Here is a 24322-nt window from a genome sequence, read left to right as displayed (position 1 = left end):
CAGGTCGATGAGATTCAAACTGAGATGCTTCGGCAAAGTACTGTTGGTTCTGGTGGGCATCGCCGTGCTGGGATGGATGGTGATGACGCTTTGGAATTGGGTTGTCCCGGCGCTATTCATTGGTGGCCGTTCAATCGATTATCTCCACGCGATGGGCTTGTTGATCCTGAGCCGGATTCTCTTTGGCGGATTTCGCGGGCATGGCGGCTGCCACGGACGCCGGCGTTGGCGTCGGTGGGAGCGGATGACGCCGGAGGAGCGCGAAAACTTTCAGAAGAACCTGTCGTCCGCTGACGGCAAACGCCGCGAGGATCAAGCATGAGCAACGCTTCGACCTCCGCTTGCAAGCAGCCCGCAGGCGTGATTGCTCCCGTGGTGAATCTGAAACGGTGCGAAGGCAAAGGCGATTGCGCGGTAGTTTGTCCCGAGGACGTTTTCGAAATCCGTCGGATTGACACAGCTGACTATCAGCAGTTGGGAGCGCTGCAGCGATTCAAGCTGCGCGTACACGGCATGAAAGTCGCGTACACGCCAAACGCCGATGCGTGCCGGGCATGCGGCTTGTGCGTGACGGCATGCCCCGAACATGCCATTACATTAGCCAGGTTCGGGATGCCGTAAGGTGGCGTGCTGCTTCGCATCAATCAGGTGCGACGCGCAGGCGGGACTCAATATAGATGGACTCAGCTCGGCGAATCCATTCCCGATTGCTGATAATTCTGAATCCCAACCTTATCGATCAACGCCAGATTCGTCTCGAGCCAGTCGATATGCTCTTCCGTATCGTCGAGAATATGGGTGAGGATGTCGCGTGAGACAAAGTCTCGAACCGTCTCGCAGTAAGCAATCGCTTCCTTACAAGTTGCCTGCGAAACCTGCTCGAGCTTAAGATCGCACTCGAGAATTTCTTTCGTTTCCTCGCCAATCAGCAACTTATGCAGGTCTTGCAGGTTGGGTAAGCCGTCCAGCATGAAGATGCGTTCGATCAACAGATCTGCATGCTTCATCTCGCCGATCGATTCGTCGTACTCGTGCTTCCCAAGGCTTTTCAGCCCCCAGTGCTCGTACATTCTCGCGTGCAGAAAATACTGATTGATCGCGCTCAGTTCGTTCTTCAACTGCGCGTTCAGATATTCGAGAACCTTGGCGTCTCCTTGCATATAGCCTCCTTGACCGGTTACGTCCCGCGATAACGGTGCGGGGCGTTGCCCAAGCAACCTGTTCCGTCTGATGTGGCCCGTCGCTCGACCGTCGACGCATGCATGTTTGCTACCACTAGTCCAGCATAGTGTATGGCTCATGCCACGTTAAAAATGAGAACCAGAATCGTTACTGCGGCATCCCGCTATGGATTCCGCTTGCAGGTTCCGCTCAATGCCGCCCCGACTACAGGGGTCTTTGTCGGTGCGCTGGGTCTACAGTTTTTTACTGCGTGTCTCCGCTTCTCAACCGGTCCCGGGAAAGCGAAGCGAATGCGCGGATTCGCAATGGGGGTTTGCACCAAAGTCGCCGCCACTAATCTTTCATCAAGCGTTGTTACGGTAGCCGGGTTGTACGTGCTCGTCCGTCCGAAAGAACTTCCAACTCTATGCCCGGAAACGAAAGATGAAAACGACTCCCGTTCGCCAAGCGACACGCCGCCCGTCATTCCCCCGACCGGCTTCCACGGTAGCACTGGTGCTCTGCGCCGCCGCCCTCAACGCACATGCCGAGCAGTCCGATTTCCGCGGCGACAACCGCTTTGAGCCAGGCTTACTGGTTGTAAGTCGAAGCGTGTACGACAACCAGTCAAGCAACGTTCAGGTTGGCACGGTCTTACCGCCGAATTGCGGGAACACCAAGGGAGGGTGTGGAGCGGCCACTGGCGCGCCGAACGACGGCACCTATCCGTACGTATGGAACAACGACGGTTATGACGGCAGCTTCGGCATCACGTCGCGGATCTTTCTCGATCAGATTACGCCGTCAGGCGAGTGGGTAAGCTCGCTCGAAGTCCCCAACAGTTTGCAGAAAACGTCGCGACACGACCAGCTCGTGACCAGCTTCAGCTCCAAATCGGAACTCGGTCTGCACCTTTCGCTCGACGGCCAGTACCTGACCTTTATGGGCTATGTGGCGCCGGTCAATGCGTTGGACGTCTCCAATTCGAACACGCCTGGCGCAGTCGATCCCACTAATCCGGTGGGGCAGAGCTTCTATCGGGCAGTCGCTCGCCTCGACCGCGACGGACACCTCCGCGTCACCGAGACGAACGCCTATAGCGGCAACAACGGACGTTCGGCGATTCTGAACAACCGCAATGGCCAGGATATTTTCTACACGGCCGGCAACGCGGGTAACGGTGCCAACCCCCAACCGGCTGGCGTGGTCCTCGGCGCCGGTGCACAACTCATCGATCCGACGAAACACCATGAGGCGCAGCAGGACCCGGGGACGCCGACGCCAGTCGCCAGCTTTTCGGTCACTGAACTGGGCGGGGCAGCGGACAAGATCGGCAAGGACGATAACTTCCGCGGCATGACAGTATTCAACAACGTCCTCTACTTTACGAAGGGCAGTGGCAGCAACGGTGTGAACACGGTGTACTTCGTGGATACCACTGGAAAGGCCTGCCCGTCGGGCGTAGGCGTACCGGCCGCCAATGCGGCGTTGCCCAGCACGCCGCTTTCTTACGACCCGGCCACGGTCCAAACCACCGGACTGCCAAGCAATATGTGCGTACTGGCGGGCTTCCCGTCGACACCGAACAAGACCGCGACCACGCTCTCCTATCCGTTTGGCGTCTGGTTCGCTAACGCGACGACGCTCTATGTGGCGGACGAGGGCGATGGCTACACGGGTGGCGCCGACCTTTACACGCACGCAGCCGCGCAGACTGGCGCGGGTCTGCAGAAGTGGGTGTACAACGCCGGTGCGAAGAAGTGGACGCTCGCCTACACGCTGCAGGCGGGTCTGAACCTGGGTCAGCAGAACACGGTGCCCGGATACCCGACCGGCTCTAATACGGCAACGGGACTGCCATGGGCACCGGCGACGGACGGGCTGCGCAACCTGACCGGCCGCGTTGAAAATGACGGCACAGTCACGCTCTGGGCGGTGACGTCGACCGTCAGCGGCAACGGTGATGTTGGCGCGGATCCGAATCAACTGGTTGCCGTTCGCGACCTGCTCGCGAATACGAGTGCGCCGCGCGCCGCCCGTGAGAAATTCGTCACGTTGAGAAGCGCTGGATTTGGTGAGGTATTGCGTGGTGTCTCGTTCACGCCGGGTACTGAACAGGACCACCATTTCTGATGCATTGACACCGGGGGGAGCCACGCCACATAGCATAAAAAATGCGTGGCTCACCCGGTTTGCACAACCCCCGGCTACCCGTCAGGCCGTGTGGCCGTGACTGCCCTGTTCGCTGTCGAGATGCGCCATCTGCGCCGCCGCGTAACGTTCACCTGCGGCTGCCCCGCTCGGTACTGCCTGTGCGATCGCCGCCAGATTGTCCGCGGTGAGCATCACGTCGACCGCACCGAGCGCTTCCGCAAGGCGATCGCGCCGGCGCGCGCCAACGAGCGGCACGATATCGCTACCTTGGGCTGCAACCCACGCAATCGCGATCTGCGCAACCGAGACACCCTTTGCATCAGCCACCTTGCGCAGCGCATCCACGAGCGCGAGATTGTGATCGACATTGTCGCCCTGAAAGCGCGGACTCATGGCGCGGAAATCGCCCTTCCCCGCCGAATCCTTGCTCCAGTGGCCGCTGATCAAGCCGCGGGATAACACGCCGTACGCTGTCACGCCAATCCCGAGTTCGCGGCACGTCGGCAGTATTTCGTCTTCAATGCCCCGTGAAATCAGCGAGTACTCGATCTGCAGATCGCTCACCGGGTGAACCGCCGCCGCACGGCGAATGGTCGCGGCGCCCACTTCAGACAAACCGACATGCCGCACATAGCCGGCTTTGATCATGTCGGCAATCGCGCCGACCGTGTCTTCAACAGGCACATTGGGATCGAGCCGCGCGGAGCGGTAGATGTCGATGTGATCGACGCCCAGCCGCTGCAGCGAATAGGCGAGAAAGTTTTTGACCGCCGCGGGCCGTGCATCGTAGAGCGACCAGCCCCCTGCGGGGTCGCGCATGGCCCCGAATTTCACGCTGATGATCGCCGCGTCACGGCGTGACGGCGGCGCGCTTTTCAGAGCCTCGCCGATCAGAATTTCGTTGTGGCCAGAGCCGTAGAAATCGCCCGTATCGAGCAACGTAATGCCGGCTTCGAGCGCGGCGTGGATCGTTGCGATGCTTTCGGCGCGGTCAGATGGGCCATACATGCCTGACATGCCCATGCAGCCGAGACCGATGGCGGAGCTTTGCGGACCCGTCTTACCCAGTTGAAGTTGCTTCATGTTGTTCCTCGGTAGGTGCGCCGCAAGAAAGGCGCTTGACGTGAAGTATCGGCCGATTTCCAGCGTGCGATAATCCACCTCAATCTGGATGACCTGTGCGGAAAACCGAACAATGCAGGAACCTGACCTTTCCGATTTGAAAGCATTTGTCGCTGTCACACGGGCCGGCCCCGCTCCGGGCATTCGTTGACTTTATTCTTGCCGCTGACGATTCAAAGCCTCATGACCTGAAGCCGCTCAAGTCATGAGCCCCGGCAACGCCTCCACCAACGCGTCGTTTGACAGAGGTGCGAGACAGCGCGCTCAGCCCGCTGCGACAACGTCGATGCGCAACGCTTCCCCACCGGCCGCAATCGCGAGCAAATGATCGACGTTCGGGTGGGCACCCGGACGGTTGCGCGCGTCCGCCGTATGCTCGGCGAACACCGCGAGGCCGTGTTCGGCCGCCTTGGCGTCCAGCCTGCCGAAGGCCTGCTGCAGATAGTGGTACACCGCCAGCGAGCCCTGCTTGCCCGGCTTGTTCTCGATGCTTGCCACCACGGCGCCCTTGCCGTCGAGCAGATCGATACGTTCGATACCGTCAATGGCGGGCAGTTGGGCGAGGTTGTCCTTGAACACGTTGCTCGGTTGAATCACTGAAAACACTCCTTCTATTCGGAAAAATACGGCGATCCGTATCTTATCCGATAGGGCGTTGGCATCGCGCCGAGCGCTGGGGAATGGCTCATGTCCGCCGCGGAAGGATCGGTTTTTTCGAACCTTCAATCTCGGATTAACAGATTTATCCGTTCCACAACCTGACGCAGACTGAGGCTCATCACTACTGCGGACAGTGTCCGCGAAAGGAGCCCGAACATGCGGACCTATCCGCGCAACAGTCCTCAAGCCGCCGCACGTATCGTGGCACTGGTCCTCACTGCCGACGGCCACGTCAGCAGCGCGGAAGAGTGCGCACTCGAACGTCTGGACATTGCCGGAGAACTCGGTCTCGCGCCTGCGCAATTCGCCCAGATCGTGCAGACGCTGTGCGAGGATCAGTCGGTCGCGCAGACGCCGTGCGCGCCGCCGGTCGGCCAACTCGACACGGCCCTGCTCACCACGCTAATCAACGAGATCGACGACCCCGCGCTGCGCCGCAAGGTGATTCGCCTATGCGTCGCCGTCGCGATCGCGGACGACTATCTGGCGGACGGCGAAATCGCCTTGCTCGCTGCCGTGTTCAATGCGTGGGCACTTAAGCCAAGCCTGGCCACAAAGCGACACATCACGCTGCCGGACGCACCGCGCGGTCACGCACGACCGGCAGCGACCACCTGAGAGGCGAGCACATGATGTTGCCCGCGCCGCGAGCGGATCGCGTGGATCTCTTCGATCACGCCTTCCGCCCGACCGAGCCAGCGCAGTCCTCGCAGCAGCGCCACGTCCCCGGCGCCGAGTTCCGCGAGCGGAAACACGCCGAGGCCGCGCGCAGCGAACACCGCCATCAGCGCACTGTCTTCGAATTCCCCGACGATCCGCGGCCGGATACCTTGGGCTTCGAACCACCGGTCGAGCCGCGCGCGCAACGCGCCGTGCCCGGTAGGCAGGAGCACGGGCAGATCGGCCAGGCACTGCGGAAAGCCGGCGCGGGCGGACTTGCGGATGATCTCCGCGGGGCCATACCAGTCGACGGGCGAACCGACGAGGCGTTGGCTTACGACGCGCAGGTCCGCGTTGTGCGGCGCGGGTTGGCACGCCAGCACGAGATCGAGCCGATGGAGCGCGAGTTCGGACAACAACTGCGCATGCTCACCCTCATGACATAGGAGCCTGAGCGATGGCGTATCGAGCACCGGCGCCAGAAGCGCGTGCGCGGCGAGCTTGGAGATGCCGTCCGAAAGACCCACGGCGAGCCGCGCCACGCGTTCGCTGCCCGCCTCGCGCATCTCGTCGAGCAGCGCCTCGCCGATCTGAAAAATCTGCTCCGCGCGATTGAATGCCGTCTCGCCGGCTTCGGTCATGGTGACGCCGCGCCCTGCCGGCTTCAGCAGTTGACGCCCGATCGATTTTTCCAGTTCGCGCACCTGCGCGCTGATTGTCTGAACTGCCATGTCGAGGCGCTCGGCCGCGCGCGCGAAGCCGCCCTCCTTCACGACAATCCAGAAATAGTACAGATGGCGATAGTTGAGCATGCTGGAGACACTTCGAAAAAAACGATATGTCGTTCAGATTATCACTGATTTATCCGAACCATGAAGGCGGCGATGATGACGGCATACCGACGTTACCGCTTTCATTCGCTTACGGACCCCATGGACTCTCTACTCGTACTCGCTGCCGACCCCGCCGCATGGGCTGCGCTTCTTACGCTGGTCGTGATGGAAATCGTGCTCGGCATCGACAACCTGATCTTCATCTCGATCCTCAGCAACAAGCTGCCGGAAGCCCAACGCGCGCGCACGCAGCGCCTGGGCATCATGCTCGCGCTCGTGTTGCGGCTCGCCCTGCTCGGCACCGTCGCGTGGATTGCGCAACTGACCGCGCCCGCCGTGGAGCTCTTCGGCCACGCGTTTTCGTGGCGCGACCTGATTCTGCTCGGCGGTGGTCTGTTCCTCGTCTGGAAGGCTACGAGTGAAATTCGCCACCACGTCGTCCATTCAGAAGAAGCACGGGACAACGCGAGCACTACCGTGCAGTTGACCGCCATGGCTGCGATTGGCCAAATCCTGGTGCTCGATATCGTGTTTTCGGTCGACAGCATCATCACCGCGGTGGGGATGACCGAGCACATGCCGATCATGTTCGTTGCAGTGATTGCAGCGGTCACGGTGATGCTGTTTGCCGCCAACCCGTTGTCGCGCTTCATCGATCGCAATCCGACCGTCGTCATGCTCGCGCTCGGGTTCCTGCTCGTCATCGGTATGACGCTGATTGCGGAAGGCTTTGGATCGCACGTGCCGAAGGCTTACATCTACGCGGCCATGGCGTTCTCCGCGTTTGTCGAGGCATTGAACATGCTCGTGCGCCGGGCAAATTCGAAGCGGACGGTTGGGGCGGGGCAATAAGCGCCTCGCTCGATAGATTCTTTACCCTAGAGGAGCAACGAAATGAAATGTCCTGTTTGCAAGACCACTGACTTGCTGATGACCGAACGACGCTCGGTCGAAATCGACTACTGCCCGGTCTGCCGGGGCGTCTGGCTCGATCGCGGCGAACTCGACAAGCTGATCGCACAGGATGCCGGGAGCGACGACATGTCGGTTAATGCTATCGCGCGCACGAGCCGGAACGACCACCCGGATCGAGATCGGCATCGCGATCATGCGTACGACAACAATCGCACGCATGACAATCACCGCACGGATTATCGGGGACACAAGAAGAAGCGCTCGCTTTTCGACATGTTCGATTTCGACTGAACGTGTCCGCGAGTACAAGACCCGAGCAGCTTTTATCAAATCAAGGGCGCGTGCTGTTATCAGCCGCGCCCTTTTGCTTTTCCATCTGACGTGGCCTCAGCCATCGTCAAACCCTTCATATAAATAACACAGGCTCGCGTGTCATCGACAGAGCGAACTGACGCGTTAAGGCGTTAGCCTCTACGCGCGCTGAATCCCTTTGCGCCCGCCGTAGTGATGTTCCCCCAATTTGTTTTCCCGCCCGTCTATCGTTCAGATGCCAATTTCGATCGTTTCAATTAAAAAAGCCGGCGCACTTGCCGCGCTAACTTACTGCACGCTAACCGTGGCGATGCCGGCGCAGGCAGCCGACAACGTGATCGTGCTCGACTCCGGTGAAGCGCAACTGACACTGATCGATCCCGCCACGCACAAGGTCATCGGCACGGAGCCGACCGGTAAGGAACCGCATCATTTGATGATCACGCCCGACGGTCACTCGCTGATCGTCGCCGATTCGATCTCGAACGATCTGATGTTTCTCGATCCGCACACCGGCCGCGTGCAACGCAAGGTCGAAGATATTGAAGACCCCTATCAGCTCGGTTTCTCGCCCGATCACAAATGGTTCGTGACAGCAGGCCTGCGACTGGATCGCGTCGACGTGTATCACTACGACGGCCAGAACATGACGCTCGCCAACCGTGTCCCGCTATCGAAGACGCCAAGTCACATGACATTCTCGTCCGATAGCAAGACTGTGTTCGTCACGCTGCAAGACACGGGCGAAGTGGCCGCGATCGATCTGGCGACACAGGCGGTGCTGTGGAAACTGCACGTCGGCAATACGCCCGCCGGCCTCTGGATGACGCCAAACGACCGCTATCTGTTGATCGGCATGACGGGCGAGAACGACGTCGCCGTGGTCGACTGGCACAAACAACAAGTCGTGAAGAAAATCCAGACGGGACGCGGCGCGCACAACTTCCGCAACCTCGACGACGGCCAGCACGTGGCTGTCACGAACCGCGTGGAAAGTACGATCAGCATTCTCGATTACAACACGCTGACGAAGACCGCCGACATTACCGGACTCATGCCCGGTCCTGACGACATGGAACTGTCCGCCGATCGCCGCTACCTGTGGGTCACATTCCGCTTTTCGCGGCACGTCGGCATCATTGATCTGACGACACAGAAACTTGTCGACACGATCGCGGTCGGACGCTCACCGCACGGTTTGTATTTTGCCAACCGCGCACCCGTGTATGCGCCCAATCCAGACTGAACAGGCTTTCGTTTTAATGACAGCACCCGCAATTTCAAGAGGTTTTCGATGATCCACGAAATCGTCGCGCAACTCGACAATGGCATCTCGACGTTGCAGACACTCCTGTACGTCGACGTGGTGCAGCCGTTTTTCTATCGCTTCGGCCTGATGGGATACGACGAGGACACCTATGACGCACTCTATTGGGTGATCGTCGGTGTGCTGGAAATAGTGATTACGTATCTCGCCCTGCGCCCGCTGGAAGCACTGCGTCCCATCGAGGCGTGGTCCGATCGAAAAGCGCTGCGAACCGATGTGATCTACACGTGGATCGCCAAGCTCGGCATCATCAATATCGCGTTCTTCTTCATGCTGCAGCCGCTGTTCGATCACTGGCAGAGCCTGATGGCGATCTACGACGTGCCGAACATCGACATCGACGGACTGTGGCCGGGGGTCACCGATCAGCCGGTTGTGTCGTTCCTCATCTATCTGATCGTGCTCGATTTCTTCGGGTACTGGTATCACCGCTGGCAACACCGCTTCGGCGTGTGGTGGGAATTGCACGCGGTGCACCACAGTCAGCAGCAGATGTCCTTGTGGGCCGACGACCGCAATCACTTTCTCGACGAAATCATTCAGGCCGCTTTCTTCGCCGCGATTTCGCTGTTCATTGGCGTACAGCCGACGCAGTTCGTCGTGCTGGTAGCGGTCGGCAATTTCATGCAAAGCGTGCAGCACGTGAACGCGCGCTTGCCGTATGGATGGTTGCTCGAACGCGTGATCGTGAGCCCGATTTTTCATCGGCGTCATCACGCAGTCGGCTACGGTCATGAAGGCACGCGCTATGGCTGTAACTTCGGCGTGCTGTTTCCGTGGTGGGACATGATGTTCAGGACCGCATCGTGGAACCCGAGCGTCGAGCCGACCGGTATTCGTGACCAGTTGCCTGCACCGCACGGCGCAGGGCGTTCCTATGGCGACGGTCTGATCGCTCAGCAATGGCGCGCGTTTGGCCGCATCGCCATGCGTCTGCGGGGACAACGCAACTACGGCGGCGTGACGGACTGATCGTCATCGCCCCTGGAGCGGGCGCGGCGCTCACCGCGGCCCGCTCATCAGATCGCAGATAGAGGCCGCAAAACACCCTCTGGTACCGCAAAAGCCATCCGGCGAAAACGAGCGATTGGCGAAGACGGGTGTCTCATCCAAGCCCCACTGCTCGTGCGATCAGCACGAACCCTGCGCCCACGATACCGCCCCCAATGACACGCGCCACGCGCTCATCACGAGGCGCAAGACGTTCAACGGTGATAGCCGCCGTGACTGCCGCCATCACACGCAAATCCATGGCCCCGGCAACGAGAAGGACGAGCGTCAGAGGGGCACAACAGTAGCTGCAGTGGAGGCCGAGGCGCAGGCCGTATCGCCATGCCGTCGCAGCGTCCGCGTCCAGCATACGGCAGCGCCCAGGCGTCTGGCGGCAGCAGGCAAGGCGGCGTGCCTTCCACGCTGTGAACTGCGACGCCCCGGCAATCAGCACGATCACACCGACCGCGAGCGGCGCGGCGCGCGCCAGCGCCGGCAATTCCATCTCGAGCGCCGCCAGCGCAGCGCCCAGCGGAAATGCGGCCATGCCCAACGCGGCCCACACGAAGAAGTACCCCACTCCCACCCGCATCGTCAGCCAACCCAGACCCGTCGCGGCTGTCCCGCCGACGGCCGCGCGGTAGCGCCACAGCATGGGGACAAGGGATGGCAGCATCATCGCGACCATCATCACCACCCACATGCCGAGAAACGACACCGCGACGCCAGGCCACGTCTGTCCGCACATCCGCATCCACGCCATCGACATCGTCCAGCCGCCGGGCATCGGCATCTCGCCCATGGCCGACATGGACGCGGCGCCGACAATCGTCACCGCCGCGCTGACGGCGAAGAGCAGTGCCGAAACGCCGAAGAACGCCCGCTGCGAATCTCGCTCGTCGATCAAGCGTCCTGACATTTCCCGCCCCCCGGTTGCGCAAACGTGACCCATGACCTATCTCAGCGCTTCTCGTACTCGTCGTGGCGCTTCCACCAGACGCCCGTCTCGTTGCGCCCCTTCGGAGCGCGGTCCAGCCACTGGTACATGCCCCAGATGCCATCCACGCCGCGCGCATAGGTGGAATAGGTGTGATAGACGACGCCGTCCTCAAGTACGAACGCGCTCAAACCAGGCCTGTCGCGCGTGTACGTCGCGGCGTCAGTTCCGCAGGTGGCCGCGAACTGGGCAACGGGCTCCGGGACGGCCTGCGTCTCGTCCATCGCGTGGCCGCCGCGCTCGTAGTTGTATTCGATGCTCCCTTCACGCTGCTGCGCCTCGGTAAACGCGATGTTGAAGTCGAAGTTAAAGTCGCTTCCTCCCGAGGACGCCCAAGGGAACGTCCACCCCATCCGGCGCCGGTACGTCTGCAGCTTCTCGAGCGGCGCCCGCGACACCGCCATCAGCGTGACGTCGTGATTCGCCAGATGAACGACGAAGCCGTCAAACCCATCCGCGATCGCCGAGCACGACGGGCACCCTGCCTTGTAGTCGGGCCCGAACATGAAGTGGTACACGAGGAGCTGTGAGCGTCCTCTGAAGAGATCTGCCAGCGAGGCGCTTCCCGCTTCGGTTTCGAATCGGTACGTCTTGTCGATTCGCACCCAGGGCAGTGCCTGGCGCTGCCGGACCAGCTCGTCGCTCTGCCGCGTGAATGCCTTCTCCGCCTTAAGCAATTCGAGCCGTGCCGCCAGCCACGCTTCACGTGTCCCGGTCGTATGTGTCGTGGTCATGCTTCCCTCCTTGGGAGTCCTTCGTCGTTCGCTCATGTGTCGATACGACGAACGGGTTGGTGGTCGTGCTAGATTAGTCACGGGCACCCGAACAGTGGGAGTGACAAGTGTGGCGGGATTCGAATAGACCATGGACTCGCTAGTGACGGCCGCGGCGCGGGCGCTCGCGGCGGGGGATCCGCTCGGCGCACTGAACCGGGTTGCCTTGCGCGACGACGCACCTTCGCTCGCGCTGCGAGGCATCGCGATGGCGCAGCTCGGCGATCTCGTTCGAGCGAAAGCACTTGTGCGAAGTGCGGCGCGTGCCTTTGGCCCAAAAGAGCCCGTGGCCCGCGCGAGGTGCGTGGTCGCCGAGGCCGAAATTGCGCTCGCCTCGCGCGATCTGGGCTGGCCCGCGAAGGCGCTCGACGCCGCGCGAGCAACGCTCGAAGCCCACGGCGACCGGCTGAACGCCGCGCATGCGCGATATCTCGAAGTCCGGCGCCTTCTTCTGATCGGACGGCTCGACGAGGCCGAGCACTTGCTCGCCAAACTCGACCCCACGCCCTTCCCGCCTGCGCCGAGAACCGCCCACGAACTGGTCGTCGCGGGGATCGCGATGCGCCGCCTCCAGACGAAAACAGCGCGCGCTGCCCTCGTGAGGGCTGAGCGCGCCGCGCGCCATGCGGGCATCCCGTCGCTGATGGCAGAGGTCGAAAGCGCATTCCTGCTCCTGAACACACCCGCGGCGCGTCTGCTTGCGCATGGCGAGGAGCGGTTCCTCCTGCTCGAAGAGGTTGAGGCGTTGCTGGCATCGAAGGCGCTCGTGGTGGACGCGTGCCGTTATGTCGTGCGTGAAGCCAACATCGCGGTCCCGCTCGCGAGGCGTCCGGTGCTGTTCACGCTCGCACGCGCACTGGCCGAAGCGTGGCCCGAAGACGTATCGCGGGACGTACTCATCGCGCGGGCATTCCGGACGAAGCATGCCGATGAATCGCATCGCGCACGGCTGCGCGTCGAAGTTGGGCGGCTTCGCGCGTTGCTTGGGCCACTGGCCGGTGTGAGCGCGACGAAGCGAGGCTTTGCGCTGGTCCCGCACGGCGCGCGCGAGGTTGTCGTGCTCGCGCGGCCGGTTGAAGAGCCGCATGCCATGGTGCTCGCCTTTCTCGCGGACGGTGAGTCGTGGTCGAGCTCGGCGCTCGCGATTGCGCTGGACGCCAGCCAGCGCACCATGCAGCGGGCACTCGACTCGCTGGCGGCAGCCGGCAAGGTGCAGTCGTTCGGTCGCGGCCGGGCGCGACGCTGGATGACACCGCCCATGCCCGGATTCACGACGACTTTGTTACTCCCCGCTCCCCTACCGAGTGATTAGGATGCAAACATGAACAAATCAACTGCCAAAATCGTGCGTGAATATGGGCCCTTTCCGGGTGTCGAGAGTGTGGGTGGGGTCACGTACGACGGTCAGCGCGTCTGGATTGCTGCCGGCGATAAGCTGAACGCCTTCGATCCGGCGAGCGGAGAAACGCTGCGCTCGATCGATGTCGCCGCGCGAGCAGGAACGGCCTTCGACGGCCAGCATCTGTTTCAGATCGCTGGCGATCGCATCCAGAAGATCGATCCGAATTCTGGCAGCGTGCTCGCCACGATCCCGGCGCCAGACGGCGACGGTAACTCGGGACTCGCGTGGGCCGAGGGATCGCTCTGGGTGGGACGCTATCGCGACCGCAAGATTCTTCAGGTCGATCCCCAAACGGGGGCGATTATTCGCGCCATCGAGTCCAACCGCTTCGTCACCGGAGTCACCTGGAACGACGGAGAGCTCTGGCACGCCACCTGGGAAGATGATGCGAGCGAATTGAGGCGAATCGATCCGCGTACGGGAGAAGTCCTGGAAAGCCTCGAGATGCCGCCCGGCCTGACCGTATCCGGGCTCGAATCCGATGGAGGCGATCAGTTCTTCTGCGGTGGAGGAAACAGCGGGAAGGTGAGAGTCGTTCGCCGACCCTCGCGAGACACCGAAGTCTCCGTCGAGTCTGCGAGCAAGTAAGCGAAGCGGGCCGTCATGGCGAGAAAGGAGCACGAACATGCAACATCGCAAACTTGGAAATAGCGGACTCGACGTATCGGCGATCGGCCTCGGCTGCATGGGCTTGAGTTATGGCTATGGCCCCGCTACTGAAAAATCGGAAGGTATCAAACTGATCCGTGCCGCTTTCGAACAGGGCGTGACGTTCTTCGATACCGCCGAAGCCTATGGGCCGTTCTTCAACGAGGAACTCGTCGGCGAGGCGCTCGCGCCGTTTCGCGATCAGGTGGTGATCGCCACCAAGTTCGGTTTCAAGGAAGGCGACGTGAGTCAGGGCCTGGACAGCCGGCCCGAGCGCATTCGCGCCGTCGTCGAGGCCGCGTTGAAGCGCCTGAAGACCGATCGCATCGATCTGCTCTACCAGCATCGCGTCGACCCGAACGTGCCGATCGAAGACGTCGCCGGCGCCGTCAAGGAGCTGATCCAGCAGGGCAAGGTCAAGCACTTCGGCCTCTCCGAAGCGGGCGCGCAATCGATCCGGCGTGCTCACGCCGTTCAGCCCGTGGCGGCGCTGCAAAGCGAGTATTCGATGTGGTGGCGTGAGCCGGAAGAATCGGTGCTCCCGACCCTGGAGGAACTGGGTATCGGCTTCGTGCCGTTCAGCCCGCTCGGCAAGGGTTTCCTCACCGGCGCCATCGACGCGAACACCGCGTTCGACAAAACCGATTTCCGCAATATCGTGCCGCGCTTCTCGGAAGAAAACCGCAAGGCCAATGCGAGCCTCGTCGAAGTGCTGGGCCGGATCGCCGACGGCAAAGGCGCTACCCGCGCACAGATCGCCCTTGCCTGGTTGCTGGCGCAGACGCCGTGGATCGTGCCGATTCCGGGTACCACCAAGCTGCATCGCCTGACAGAGAACGTCGGCGCGGCCGCCGTCGAGCTGTCGGCTGACGATCTGTCCGCCATCGAAGCAGCCCTGCGAGCGGTCAAGGTGGTCGGCGACCGCTACCCGGCCCATCTGCAGCAGCGCGTGGATCGCTAATGCGCCTCGCGCGCCTGAACGCTGCCTGACTGACGTGCGCCGCGTCTAAACACCAGCCAGCGCCGGCAGTTCGACCTCGTACGACACGCGCTCGCGCGGGCTTCTCATCTGTGGCTGGTGTACCACGTGGCTCAGATGCGGCGTGCTGTCGACGCGCATCGAAAGACGCGCCGGATAGCGAGCGTTTTTCCTCTCGAGAATGGCCCGGCTCAGAAACCCCGCGCTATAAGCGTTCAGCAAGTGCGCGTGGTGCGCTTCAATGTACGCGACAATCTGCGCCTCCTGATCGTCGATCATGGCTAATGACGCCAGCGTGCGCACATCCCAACGGAAGCGCAGGCCGAGTTCATCGAAAGCGCTGTTATAGGCGCACAGTTGCGCCTCGATTTCCGCATCATGCGCGTTGTCGTGAGCATCGAATTGGGATGGGTTCATGGTCGTCTCCTTCAGGCAAGTTGACACGACCAAGAATAGGAGCGCGCATAGATAAACAACAGTTAAAGTTTTTTCGAAAAACCATAGTCTTTTGTTTATATATTCACTCCTCCAGATGCGACAGCGACGAAATCAGGATGCCTGGACAGTCGCCCTCGATACGCCCTCCGGCCGGCTGCGCAGCAGCTTCGCGCCCAAATAGACGCCCCGGCAATCCTCGCCACGCCTTCCCAGACCAAAAAATTCCACGAACGCAAGTGCGACGGGAGGCCGCCGCTTGTTCTTGCGGTGCACCGTGAACCAGTTCAATCGCCGCAGAATGGCGCTGCTCATGGCCCCATCGTCAGAACCGGCACACCTATCTATTAGGTATGCCTAATGCAAACCATAAAATGTTTTAACTTTTACTTATCGCTGTTCGCGCGCAGCATCCTTCAGACGCGCTCCACGCGAAACGCCTTTAGCCAGTTGTTGTGAGTTCGACGGGCAACGGTTTTCGTCAGTGCAATTTCCTCTGGCCGACCACTGGCGCTTGATTGCCCACAGACAGACCGGCAATGAAGCGATTCGATCACGTAAGTCCAACGCGCCGTTCGAGCGCGACGGAATATACAGGAGACGAAGGACATGGGACATTCCAACGCATCCGGGACAGGCGGTACGCCGTTCCGGCACAACCGCTGGGTGCAGCTAGCGATCGGCATCGTATGCATGGGGCTCGTCGCGAACCTGCAATATGCGTGGACGCTGTTCGTCGTACCGATGGATAACGCCCACCACTGGGGCCAGGCAGCCATTCAGACCGCATTCACGGTCTTCATCGTCACCGAAACCTGGCTCGTGCCTATCGAAGGTTGGCTCGTCGACAAGTTCGGGCCGCGCCCGGTTGTGATCGGCGGTTCGGTGTGCGCGGCGCTCGGCTGGATCATCGACGCGCATGCGAGCAGTCTCGCCGAGCTCTACGCCGCGGCCGTGATCGCCGGTATTGGCGCCGGTTGCGTGTATGGCACCTGCGTCGGCACGGCGCTCAAATGGTTTCCGGACAAGCGCGGGCTCGCAGCCGGGTTGACCGCCGCAGGTTTCGGCGCCGGCGCGGCCGTCACCGTGATTCCAATCGCCAACATGATCCAGCGCTCGGGTTACGAGCATACGTTCATGTTCTTCGGCATTTTCCAGGGCGTCTGCATTCTGCTGCTCGCCACCCTGCTGATACGGCCGAAACCGCCCGCATTCGCGGTCGCCGCCAAACGCGTGGTCGCAAGCAAGATCGACTACACGCCCGGCGAGATGATCCGTTCACCGCTCTTCTGGGTGCTGTATCTGATGTTCGTGTTCGTCGCGGCCGGCGGCATCATCGCGACCGCGCAGCTTGGGCCGATCGCGAAGGAATACGGCTTTGCCAAGCTGCCCGTGAATCTGATGGGCATCACGCTGCCGCTGCTCACCATGACGCTATCGATCGACAACCTGTGCAACGGCTTCACGCGTCCGTTGTGCGGCTTTCTGTCGGACCGTATTGGCCGCGAAAACACGATGTTCATGATCTTTCTCGGCGAAGGCGTCGCACTGCTGGGACTCATGCAGTTCGGCCACAACCCCTACGCATTCATGTTCTTCGCGGCCGCTGTGTTCCTGTGCTGGGGCGAGATCTTCTCGATCTTCCCGGCGACCTGCGCGGACACGTTCGGCAGCAAATACGCCGCAGCCAATGCGGGAACGCTCTATACCGCGAAGGGCACCGCGTCGATGCTGGTGCCGATCGCATCGGTGCTGTCGGCGAACGGCGGATGGAGCACCGTGTTCATCTCGGCGGCGGTGATCTCGATCGCAGCGGCCGTGTCCGCCAAGTTCATCCTCGCCCCTATGAGAAAGCGCTGGATCGAGAACTCGGGCGCGCCGGCCGGCGCAGTCATCGCCGAAGTGCGCCTGCAGCCGTCGTCCGGCGGCTCGCCTGAATGAACAACAACGTGAGCCCGCCACTCACGACGAACCCATAACGTCCCGCGACCAAGGAGCAACATCATGGCAGAAGCCGACCGGCAAACAGTAGAAGATACCCCGACACAACAAACAGCCGAGACGACCGACGGATTTCATCTCGTCATCGACGCGCTGAAACTGAACGACATCAACACCATCTTTGGTCTTGTCGGTATCCCGATCACTGACCTTGCGCGGCTTGCACAAGCGGAGGGGATGCGTTTCATCGGCTTTCGTCATGAACAGCACGCGGGCAATGCAGCGGCCATTGCCGGCTTCATGACGCAGAAGCCGGGCATCTGCCTGACGGTGTCGGCGCCGGGCTTTCTCAATGGCCTGACCGCGCTCGCCAACGCGACCACCAACTGCTTCCCGATGATCCTGATCAGCGGCTCGAGCGAGCGCGAGATCGTCGATCTGCAGCAGGGCGATTACGAAGAAATGGATCAGTTGAATGCGGCCAAGCCGTATGCGAAGGCTGCGTATCGCGTGCTGCATGCGGAAGACATCGGTATCGGCGTGGCCCGTGCAATCCGTGCCGCGGTATCGGGCCGCCCCGGTGGCGTGTATCTGGATTTGCCGGCCAAGCTGCTCGCGCAAACGCTGGACGCCGTGAAGGCGCAGCAGTCGCTGGTCAAAGTGGTCGACGCCGCGCCGCGTCAATTGCCGGCGCCGGAATCGGTCAAGCGTGCGATCGATGTGCTGAAGAGCGCGAAGCGTCCGCTGATCCTGCTCGGCAAGGGGGCGGCGTACGCGCAGGCCGACGCGGAAATCCGCGCGTTCGTCGAGCAAAGCGGCATTCCGTATCTGCCGATGTCGATGGCCAAGGGCCTGTTGCCCGATACGCACGAGCAATCGGCGTCGGCGGCGCGCTCGTTTGTGCTGCAGGAAGCCGACGTTGTCGTGCTGATCGGCGCGCGCCTGAACTGGCTGCTCTCGCATGGCAAAGGCAAAACGTGGGGCGCGGAGCCGAAGAGTTTCGTGCAGGTCGATATTTCGCCGACCGAAATCGATAGCAACGTCGCGATTGCCGCGCCGGTGATCGGTGATATCGGCTCGTGCGTGGCGGCGTTGCGCGCAGGCCTCGATGCGGGATTTGCGAAGCCGAGCGCCGAGTGGACCGGCGCGATTGCCGAGCGCAAGAGCAAGAACCTCGCAAAGATGGCCGCAACGCTCGACAAAAATCCGTCGCCGATGAATTTTCACAGCGCGTTGCGCGCGATCCGCGATGTGCTGAAGACACGCCCGGACATCAACGTCGTCAACGAAGGCGCGAACACGCTCGACTACGCGCGCAGCATCATCGATATGGTTGAGCCGCGCAAACGCTTCGATTCCGGCACGTGGGGAATCATGGGCATCGGCATGGGCTTTGCGATCGGCGCGGCGGTGACGAGCGGCAAACCGGTTGTCGCAATCGAAGGCGACAGCGCGTTCGGCTTCAGCGGCATGGAACTCGAAACCATCTGCCGTTACGACTTGCCGGTTTGCACGATCGTCTTCAACAACAACGGCGTGTATCGCGGCACCGACGTGAACCCGACCGGCGGCAAGGACGTCGCGCCGACCGTGTTCGTGAAGGGTGCGCGCTACGACAGGATGATCGAGGCATTCGGCGGTGTCGGCCACCACGCGACCACACCGGAAGAGCTGACGAAGGCACTGCTCGAAGCGATCGCATCGGGTAAGCCGACCTTGATCAATGCCGTCATCGATGAAGCGGCCGGTACCGAAAGCGGCCGCCTGACCAATCTGAACCCGCAAAGCGCGGCGATGAAAAAGTGATCCAGCGTAACCACGGAGATAGCAAAGTGACCAAACCTCTCGAAGGCATCAAGATCATCGACTTCACCCACGTTCAGGCCGGCCCCGCGTGCACCCAGTTGCTCGCCTGGTTCGGCGCCGACGTGATCAAGGTTGAACGACCGGGTTCAGGCGACGTGACGCGCAACCAGTTGCGCGACATTCCCGACGCCGACGCGCTGTACTTCACCATGCTCAACAGCAACAAGAAGTCGCTGACGTTGGACACGAAAAAGCCCGAAGGTAAGGAAGTGCTCGAAAAGCTGATTCGCGAATCCGACGTGCTGGTCGAAAATTTTGGCCCAGGCGCGCTGGACCGGATGGGTTTTTCATGGGAACGCCTGAACGAACTCAATCCGAAGATGATCGTCGCTTCGGTGAAGGGCTTCAGCGACGGCCATCACTACGACGACCTGAAGGTCTACGAAAACGTCGCGCAATGTGCGGGCGGTGCGGCGTCCACCACGGGCTTCTGGGACGGTCCGCCGACCATTAGCGCCGCGGCGCTCGGCGACAGCAATACCGGCATGCATCTGGCGATCGGCATCCTCACCGCCCTGCTTGGACGCGACAAAACCGGTAAAGGCCAGAAGGTCGCGGTGTCGATGCAGGACAGCGTGCTGAACCTGTGCCGCGTGAAGCTGCGGGATCAGCAACGGCTGGAGCGCGTGGGCTATCTCGAGGAATATCCGCAATATCCGCACGGCGAATTCAGCGACGTGGTGCCGCGCGGCGGCAATGCGGGCGGCGGTGGTCAGCCGGGTTGGGTACTCAAGTGCAAGGGCTGGGAAACAGATCCGAACGCGTACATCTATTTCACGATCCAGGGCCATGCGTGGGAGCCGATCTGCAAGGCGCTCGGCAAACCCGAGTGGATTAGCGACCCGGCCTACAAGACTGCGGAAGCCCGTCAACCGCATATCTTCGAGATCTTCGGAACCATCGAAGCCTGGCTTGCCGACAAGACCAAATTCGAGGCGGTCGACATCCTGCGCAAGTTCGACATTCCCTGCGCGCCGGTGCTGACGATGAAGGAACTGGCCAACGATCCTTCGTTGCGCGCGAGCGGCACGATCGTCGAAGTGCCGCACAAGAAACGCGGCTCATATCTGACGGTCGGCAGCCCGATCAAGTTCTCCGATATGAAGCCGGAAGTCACCGCGTCGCCGCTGCTCGGCGAACACACAGACGAAGTACTGGCGAGCCTTGGGTACAGCAAGCAGGACATCTTCAACCTGCGCGAAGTCAAAGCCGTTTAGCGGTGTCGCACCGCGGGCCCGTGGGGTTGCTCGGGCCTGCGGATATGGCATTCTTTGCAGGCGCCACATCCAACTCAAGGATCTGTGTTTTCACATTCGGAGGAGCACCATGCAAACAACCATCGACTTCGAGCAACTCGTCAACGCAATCGGCGACGCGATCATCATTTCCGATGCTAGCGGCAACATTACGTTGTGGAACCCCGCGGCCGAACGCATGTTCGGCTTTACGCAAAACGAGGCACTGGGAAAGTCGTTGGACCTGATCATTCCAGAACGCTTGCGCGGCCGTCATTGGGACGGCTATCAGAAGACCATGGCAACGGGCGAAACCCGTTATGGCAACGACGTGCTGCGTGTTCCCGCCATACGTAAGGACGGGCGGTCACTGTCGATCGCCTTTACGGTTGCATTGCTGCATTCGCCGCAAAACGAGCTCAGCGGCATCGTCGCAGTGATTCGCGACGAAACCAGCCGCTTCCAGGAGGATCGCTTGCTGCGCAAACGTCTCGCGGAACTGGAAGCGTCGGCAGGCGCGTGAGCGTAGCGACGATGCAGGAACCGGCGCCGCCGCGTCCGACTCGACGTTTGCAGCGCCAAGCTAGTGGCCGCTAAACACGAAGTCTGGCGGCACTCCAGTCCGACTCGCGGGCGAGAGCGACGAACGCCGCCAGATAGTCGATTGCGTCGTCCGCTTCGCGGGTGCCGAGAAAGATCTGCTTGGAGATACCCTTCTTTCCAAGTTTGAGCGGCATGAGCGGCATCGAGTCTGCATACTCCTCTGCCAGCCATCGTGGTAAAGCGGCGACACCGCGCCCACTCGCGACCATCTGCAGCATGATGTCAGTCGTTTCAATCACCTTGTGCCGCTTCGGCACGACGTTAGCCGGTGTCAGGAACTGGTTATAGATATCCAGCCGATCGGTTTCGACGGGATAGGTGATCAGCACCTCGGTTGCCAACTGCTCGGGCGTGACGTACGCCTCATTCGCCAGCGGATGGTCTTCGCTCACGACAAGGACCTGCTCATAGTCGAACACCGGCTCAAAGCGCAGTCCCGGCCGCTTCAGTGGATCCGGGGTGACGAGCACGTCAATGTCGTATCCGAACAGCGCGCCGATTCCACCGAACTGAAATCTCTGTTTGACGTCGACATCCACGTCGGGCCAGCGCTTCAAGTAAGGTGACACGACTTTGAGCAGCCACTGATAGCACGGATGGCATTCCATGCCGATACGCAACGTACCGCGCTGGCCCTGCGCGTACTGCTTCATCCGGTCTTCCGCGTGCTCCATCTGCGGCAGCACACGATTCGCGAGGCCGAGCAGGTACTGACCGGCCTGAGTCAGCCGCAGGTTGCGGCCCTCGCGATCCCATACCGCGGTTCCGAGTTGCTGTTCCATTTTCTTGACGGTATGGCTCAGCGCCGACTGCGTCAGGCACAGCACATTGGCGGCGGCCGTCAGGGAGCCTTGACGGTCCACCTCCCGAATAATCGTCAGATGTACTCGTTCGAGCATCGCGAACCCATGAGGAAAGTTAATCGATCAATGAAATAATGCCATTATATTTCATGGACCGTTCCCCCTATGATCGACCCGTTCATCCAATCAGGATCAGGAGCGGTTCATCATCATGGCTACAACGCATAACCTGGGTTTCCCCCGTATTGGCGCCAAGCGCGAACTCAAATTTGGCCAGGAAGGCTACTGGAAGGGCCAATCGTCACGCGACGAACTGACGGCGCTGGGCGCGCAACTGCGTCAGCGTCACTGGGAAAACCAGACAGGACTCGATCAGGTGCCGGTTGGCGACTTCTCGTTCTACGATCAGGTCCTGGACATGAGCTTCACGCTCGGCAACATCCCTGAACGTGTTCGCGGCTTTCACGGCGACACCCTCGACAACTACTTCCGCGTCGCCCGCGGCCGAACGGCCAAGAGTGCCGAAGACCATGGCGCGTGCTGCGGCGGTGTCGCTGCCGGCGAGATGACGAAGTGGTTCGACACCAATTATCACTACATCGTCCCCGAATTCAGCGCTGGCACCGAATTCAAACTCGACCCGTCGCGCCTGCTGGAACAACTGGCTGAGGCCAAGGCACAAGGCGTCAAGGCCAAACCGGTGATCGTCGGGCCCGTCACCTATCTGGCGCTCGGCAAGGCCAAGGACGACTCCGACAAGCTGTCCCTGCTGCCGCGCCTGTTGCCGGTCTACGCGGAACTGCTGGCCACGCTGGCGGCGCAAGGCGTTGAATGGGTCCAGATCGACGAGCCGATTCTCGTCACCGAACTGTCCGCTGAATGGCAACAAGCCTACGTCACCGCGTACGACGCGCTGGCGAGCAGCAAGGTGAAGCTGTTGCTGGCTACGTACTTCGGCCAGTTGCTCGATAACCTGTCGCTGGCTTGCAAGCTGCCGGTACAGGGCCTGCATCTGGATGCGATCAATGCGCGTGCTGAAGTCGCTACGGTGATTGCACAATTGCCTCAGGACCGCGTGCTGTCGCTCGGCGTGATCAACGGCCGCAACATCTGGAAGACGGACCTCAACAGCGTGCTGGACTGGCTCGAGCCGGTCGCGAAGCAACTGGGCGAGCGCCTCTGGATTGCATCGTCGTGCTCGCTGCTGCATGTGCCGGTGGATCTGGACAGCGAACAGAAGCTGGATGCGGAAGTCCGCTCGTGGCTCGCCTTCGCACTGCAAAAGCTGGGCGAACTGAAGGTGCTGGCCACCGCGCTGAACCAGGGCCGCGACGCCGTCAAGGCGGAACTCGCTGCTAACGGTGCCGCCATTGCCGCACGCCGCGCGTCGCCGCGTGTGAACAACCCGGCGGTCAAGGCTGCGCTCGCGAAGATCAGCCCGGCCCTGGGTCAACGCAAGAGCGCCTATCCGGCGCGCGCCGACAAGCAGGCTGCATTGTTGAAGCTGCCGGCTTACCCGACCACGACCATCGGCTCGTTCCCGCAGACCGGTGAAATCCGCCATGCGCGCAGCCAGTTCAAGAGCGGCGCGTTGGATGCAGCCGGCTACAAGACCGCGATGCAGGCCGAGATCGAGCGCAGCGTCCGTGAGCAGGAAGCCCTAGGCCTCGACGTGCTGGTGCATGGTGAAGCAGAGCGTAACGACATGGTCGAATACTTCGGCGAGCAGCTCGATGGTTACGCCTTCAGCCAGTTCGGCTGGGTGCAGTCGTATGGCTCGCGTTGCGTCAAACCGCCTATCCTGTTCGGCGACATCAGCCGCCCGAAGGCGATGACGGTCGAATGGATCAAGTACGCGCAGTCGCTCACCAGCAAGCCGATGAAGGGCATGTTGACCGGCCCGGTCACGATTCTAAACTGGTCGTTCGTACGCGACGACCAGCCGCGTTCGGTGTCGTGCTACCAGCTCGCTCTGGCGATCCGCGAAGAAGTCCTGGACCTCGAAAAGGCCGGCGTGCGCGTGATCCAGATCGACGAAGCGGCCTTGCGCGAAGGCCTGCCGCTGCGCAAATCGCAATGGCAGGAATACCTGGACTGGGCAGTGACGTCGTTCCGCATCACCGCCAATGGCGTGGATGACGAAACGCAGATCCACACGCATATGTGCTATTCGGAGTTCAACGACATCATCGCGTCGATCGCCGATATGGACGCCGACGTGATCACCATCGAGACGTCGCGCTCGGATATGGAGTTGCTGGACGCGTTCGACAACTTCAACTACCCGAACGAAATCGGACCGGGCGTGTACGACATTCACTCGCCGAACATCCCGACCGAAGCGCACATCGTTCAACTGATGAAGAAGGCGGCTGAACGCATTCCGGCGCAACGCCTGTGGGTGAATCCGGATTGCGGCCTGAAGACGCGCCAGTGGGAAGAAGTCATTCCGGCATTGAAGAATATGGTCGCGGCGGCTCAGACCCTGCGCGAAACGGCGTAACGT

25 protein-coding genes are annotated in these 24322 nt (G+C 61.3%); 16 read left to right on the top strand and 9 right to left on the bottom strand.

Annotated elements, in window-relative coordinates; genetic code table 11:
• The first annotated feature begins 7 nt into the window (after positions 1-7).
• The gene (locus KHO31_RS11490) at positions 8-322 is read left to right on the top strand and encodes a hypothetical protein (protein WP_201074691.1); all 315 of its coding nucleotides are present in this window, start codon (positions 8-10) and stop codon (positions 320-322) included.
• Positions 319-621 carry a 4Fe-4S binding protein gene (locus tag KHO31_RS11485; protein ID WP_201074690.1) on the top strand — a complete coding sequence of 101 codons (303 nt, stop codon included), beginning with the start codon at positions 319-321 and terminating at the stop codon, positions 619-621. Before KHO31_RS11490 ends, KHO31_RS11485 begins: the two co-directional genes overlap by 4 nt.
• 62 nt (positions 622-683) lie before the next feature.
• Here KHO31_RS11485 and bfr read toward each other — a convergent pair whose 3' ends face one another.
• Positions 684-1160: a bacterioferritin gene (gene bfr, locus KHO31_RS11480; protein WP_201074688.1), complete on the bottom strand. Its 477-nt coding sequence runs from the start codon at positions 1158-1160 to the stop codon at positions 684-686.
• 445 nt (positions 1161-1605) lie between these two features.
• Between bfr and KHO31_RS11475 the strand changes: the two genes are divergently transcribed.
• Entirely contained in the window at positions 1606-3294 is a 1689-nt protein-coding gene (locus KHO31_RS11475; RefSeq protein ID WP_201074686.1) for a hypothetical protein, read from the top strand.
• A gap of 81 nt (positions 3295-3375) precedes the next feature.
• Here the strand turns inward: KHO31_RS11475 and KHO31_RS11470 are convergent, their stop codons facing one another.
• Together KHO31_RS11470 and KHO31_RS11465 are read right to left on the bottom strand one after the other, a co-directional pair.
• On the bottom strand, positions 3376-4398 hold the full coding sequence (locus KHO31_RS11470) for an aldo/keto reductase (RefSeq protein ID WP_211623351.1): 1023 nt from the start codon (positions 4396-4398) through the stop codon (positions 3376-3378).
• Between the two features lie 303 nt (positions 4399-4701).
• Positions 4702-5034 (bottom strand): DUF2322 family protein, encoded by a 333-nt coding sequence (locus tag KHO31_RS11465; RefSeq protein ID WP_201074682.1) that lies wholly within the window; start codon positions 5032-5034, stop codon positions 4702-4704.
• Between the two features lie 219 nt (positions 5035-5253).
• On the opposite strand from KHO31_RS11465, the gene KHO31_RS11460 reads away from it, so the two are divergent.
• Positions 5254-5715: a TerB family tellurite resistance protein gene (locus KHO31_RS11460; RefSeq protein WP_201074680.1), complete on the top strand. Its 462-nt coding sequence runs from the start codon at positions 5254-5256 to the stop codon at positions 5713-5715.
• On the opposite strand, the gene KHO31_RS11455 is transcribed toward KHO31_RS11460, so the two are convergent.
• The gene (locus KHO31_RS11455; RefSeq protein WP_201074678.1) at positions 5688-6569 is read right to left on the bottom strand and encodes a LysR family transcriptional regulator; all 882 of its coding nucleotides are present in this window, start codon (positions 6567-6569) and stop codon (positions 5688-5690) included. The genes KHO31_RS11460 and KHO31_RS11455 overlap by 28 nt on opposite strands.
• Before the next feature lie 120 nt (positions 6570-6689).
• Between KHO31_RS11455 and KHO31_RS11450 the strand changes: the two genes are divergently transcribed.
• The 4 genes from KHO31_RS11450 to KHO31_RS11435 all read left to right on the top strand — a co-directional run bounded on the left by KHO31_RS11450 (position 6690) and on the right by KHO31_RS11435 (position 10116).
• The gene (locus tag KHO31_RS11450; RefSeq protein WP_201074676.1) at positions 6690-7442 is read left to right on the top strand and encodes a TerC family protein; all 753 of its coding nucleotides are present in this window, start codon (positions 6690-6692) and stop codon (positions 7440-7442) included.
• Positions 7443-7484: 42 nt separating this feature from the next.
• Positions 7485-7796 carry a TFIIB-type zinc ribbon-containing protein gene (locus KHO31_RS11445; protein WP_201074674.1) on the top strand — a complete coding sequence of 104 codons (312 nt, stop codon included), beginning with the start codon at positions 7485-7487 and terminating at the stop codon, positions 7794-7796.
• Positions 7797-8052: 256 nt separating this feature from the next.
• Entirely contained in the window at positions 8053-9063 is a 1011-nt protein-coding gene (locus tag KHO31_RS11440) for a YVTN family beta-propeller repeat protein (RefSeq protein WP_201074672.1), read from the top strand.
• Positions 9064-9111: 48 nt separating this feature from the next.
• Positions 9112-10116: a sterol desaturase family protein gene (locus KHO31_RS11435; protein WP_211623349.1), complete on the top strand. Its 1005-nt coding sequence runs from the start codon at positions 9112-9114 to the stop codon at positions 10114-10116.
• A gap of 133 nt (positions 10117-10249) precedes the next feature.
• Here the strand turns inward: KHO31_RS11435 and KHO31_RS11430 are convergent, their stop codons facing one another.
• Complete coding sequence (locus tag KHO31_RS11430) at positions 10250-11053, bottom strand: DUF2182 domain-containing protein (protein WP_236071190.1); 804 nt, start codon at positions 11051-11053, stop codon at positions 10250-10252.
• Positions 11054-11094: 41 nt separating this feature from the next.
• The gene (locus KHO31_RS11425; protein ID WP_211623346.1) at positions 11095-11865 is read right to left on the bottom strand and encodes a DUF899 domain-containing protein; all 771 of its coding nucleotides are present in this window, start codon (positions 11863-11865) and stop codon (positions 11095-11097) included.
• A 130-nt stretch (positions 11866-11995) separates the two neighbouring features.
• On the opposite strand from KHO31_RS11425, the gene KHO31_RS11420 reads away from it, so the two are divergent.
• Genes KHO31_RS11420 through KHO31_RS11410 form a run of 3 tightly spaced genes read left to right on the top strand, consistent with a single transcriptional unit; the run spans position 11996 to position 14915 of the window.
• A complete protein-coding gene (locus KHO31_RS11420; RefSeq protein ID WP_201074665.1) occupies positions 11996-13216 on the top strand; it encodes a helix-turn-helix domain-containing protein in 1221 nt (406 codons plus the stop codon).
• A 9-nt stretch (positions 13217-13225) separates the two neighbouring features.
• The gene (locus tag KHO31_RS11415; RefSeq protein ID WP_201139153.1) at positions 13226-13894 is read left to right on the top strand and encodes a Vgb family protein; all 669 of its coding nucleotides are present in this window, start codon (positions 13226-13228) and stop codon (positions 13892-13894) included.
• Between the two features lie 37 nt (positions 13895-13931).
• Positions 13932-14915 (top strand): aldo/keto reductase, encoded by a 984-nt coding sequence (locus KHO31_RS11410; RefSeq protein WP_201085594.1) that lies wholly within the window; start codon positions 13932-13934, stop codon positions 14913-14915.
• 45 nt (positions 14916-14960) lie between these two features.
• Here KHO31_RS11410 and KHO31_RS11405 read toward each other — a convergent pair whose 3' ends face one another.
• Together KHO31_RS11405 and KHO31_RS11400 are read right to left on the bottom strand one after the other, a co-directional pair.
• Positions 14961-15350: a hypothetical protein gene (locus KHO31_RS11405; RefSeq protein ID WP_201074661.1), complete on the bottom strand. Its 390-nt coding sequence runs from the start codon at positions 15348-15350 to the stop codon at positions 14961-14963.
• Positions 15351-15482: 132 nt separating this feature from the next.
• On the bottom strand, positions 15483-15683 hold the full coding sequence (locus KHO31_RS11400) for a hypothetical protein (protein WP_201074660.1): 201 nt from the start codon (positions 15681-15683) through the stop codon (positions 15483-15485).
• A 294-nt stretch (positions 15684-15977) separates the two neighbouring features.
• Here KHO31_RS11400 and oxlT point away from each other — a divergent pair, with 294 nt between their 5' ends.
• The 4 genes from oxlT (at position 15978) to KHO31_RS11380 (ending at position 20933) form a co-directional block, all read left to right on the top strand.
• Positions 15978-17309 (top strand): oxalate/formate MFS antiporter, encoded by a 1332-nt coding sequence (oxlT, locus tag KHO31_RS11395; protein ID WP_201085595.1) that lies wholly within the window; start codon positions 15978-15980, stop codon positions 17307-17309.
• A gap of 63 nt (positions 17310-17372) precedes the next feature.
• A complete protein-coding gene (gene oxc / locus KHO31_RS11390; protein WP_201074658.1) occupies positions 17373-19115 on the top strand; it encodes an oxalyl-CoA decarboxylase in 1743 nt (580 codons plus the stop codon).
• Between the two features lie 26 nt (positions 19116-19141).
• Positions 19142-20392 carry a formyl-CoA transferase gene (frc, locus tag KHO31_RS11385; RefSeq protein ID WP_201074657.1) on the top strand — a complete coding sequence of 417 codons (1251 nt, stop codon included), beginning with the start codon at positions 19142-19144 and terminating at the stop codon, positions 20390-20392.
• A gap of 109 nt (positions 20393-20501) precedes the next feature.
• Complete coding sequence (locus KHO31_RS11380) at positions 20502-20933, top strand: PAS domain-containing protein (RefSeq protein WP_201074656.1); 432 nt, start codon at positions 20502-20504, stop codon at positions 20931-20933.
• Between the two features lie 70 nt (positions 20934-21003).
• On the opposite strand, the gene KHO31_RS11375 is transcribed toward KHO31_RS11380, so the two are convergent.
• Positions 21004-21912, bottom strand: a complete 909-nt coding sequence (locus tag KHO31_RS11375; protein WP_201108048.1) for a LysR family transcriptional regulator — start codon at positions 21910-21912, stop codon at positions 21004-21006.
• A gap of 115 nt (positions 21913-22027) precedes the next feature.
• On the opposite strand from KHO31_RS11375, the gene metE reads away from it, so the two are divergent.
• The gene (metE, locus tag KHO31_RS11370; RefSeq protein WP_211623344.1) at positions 22028-24319 is read left to right on the top strand and encodes a 5-methyltetrahydropteroyltriglutamate--homocysteine S-methyltransferase; all 2292 of its coding nucleotides are present in this window, start codon (positions 22028-22030) and stop codon (positions 24317-24319) included.
• The last annotated feature ends 3 nt before the right edge of the window (positions 24320-24322 follow it).

It is taken from the genome of Paraburkholderia domus (genome assembly GCF_905220705.1).
Lineage (GTDB): Bacteria > Pseudomonadota > Gammaproteobacteria > Burkholderiales > Burkholderiaceae > Paraburkholderia > Paraburkholderia domus.
This window is presented reverse-complemented; position numbering and strand designations above follow the sequence as displayed.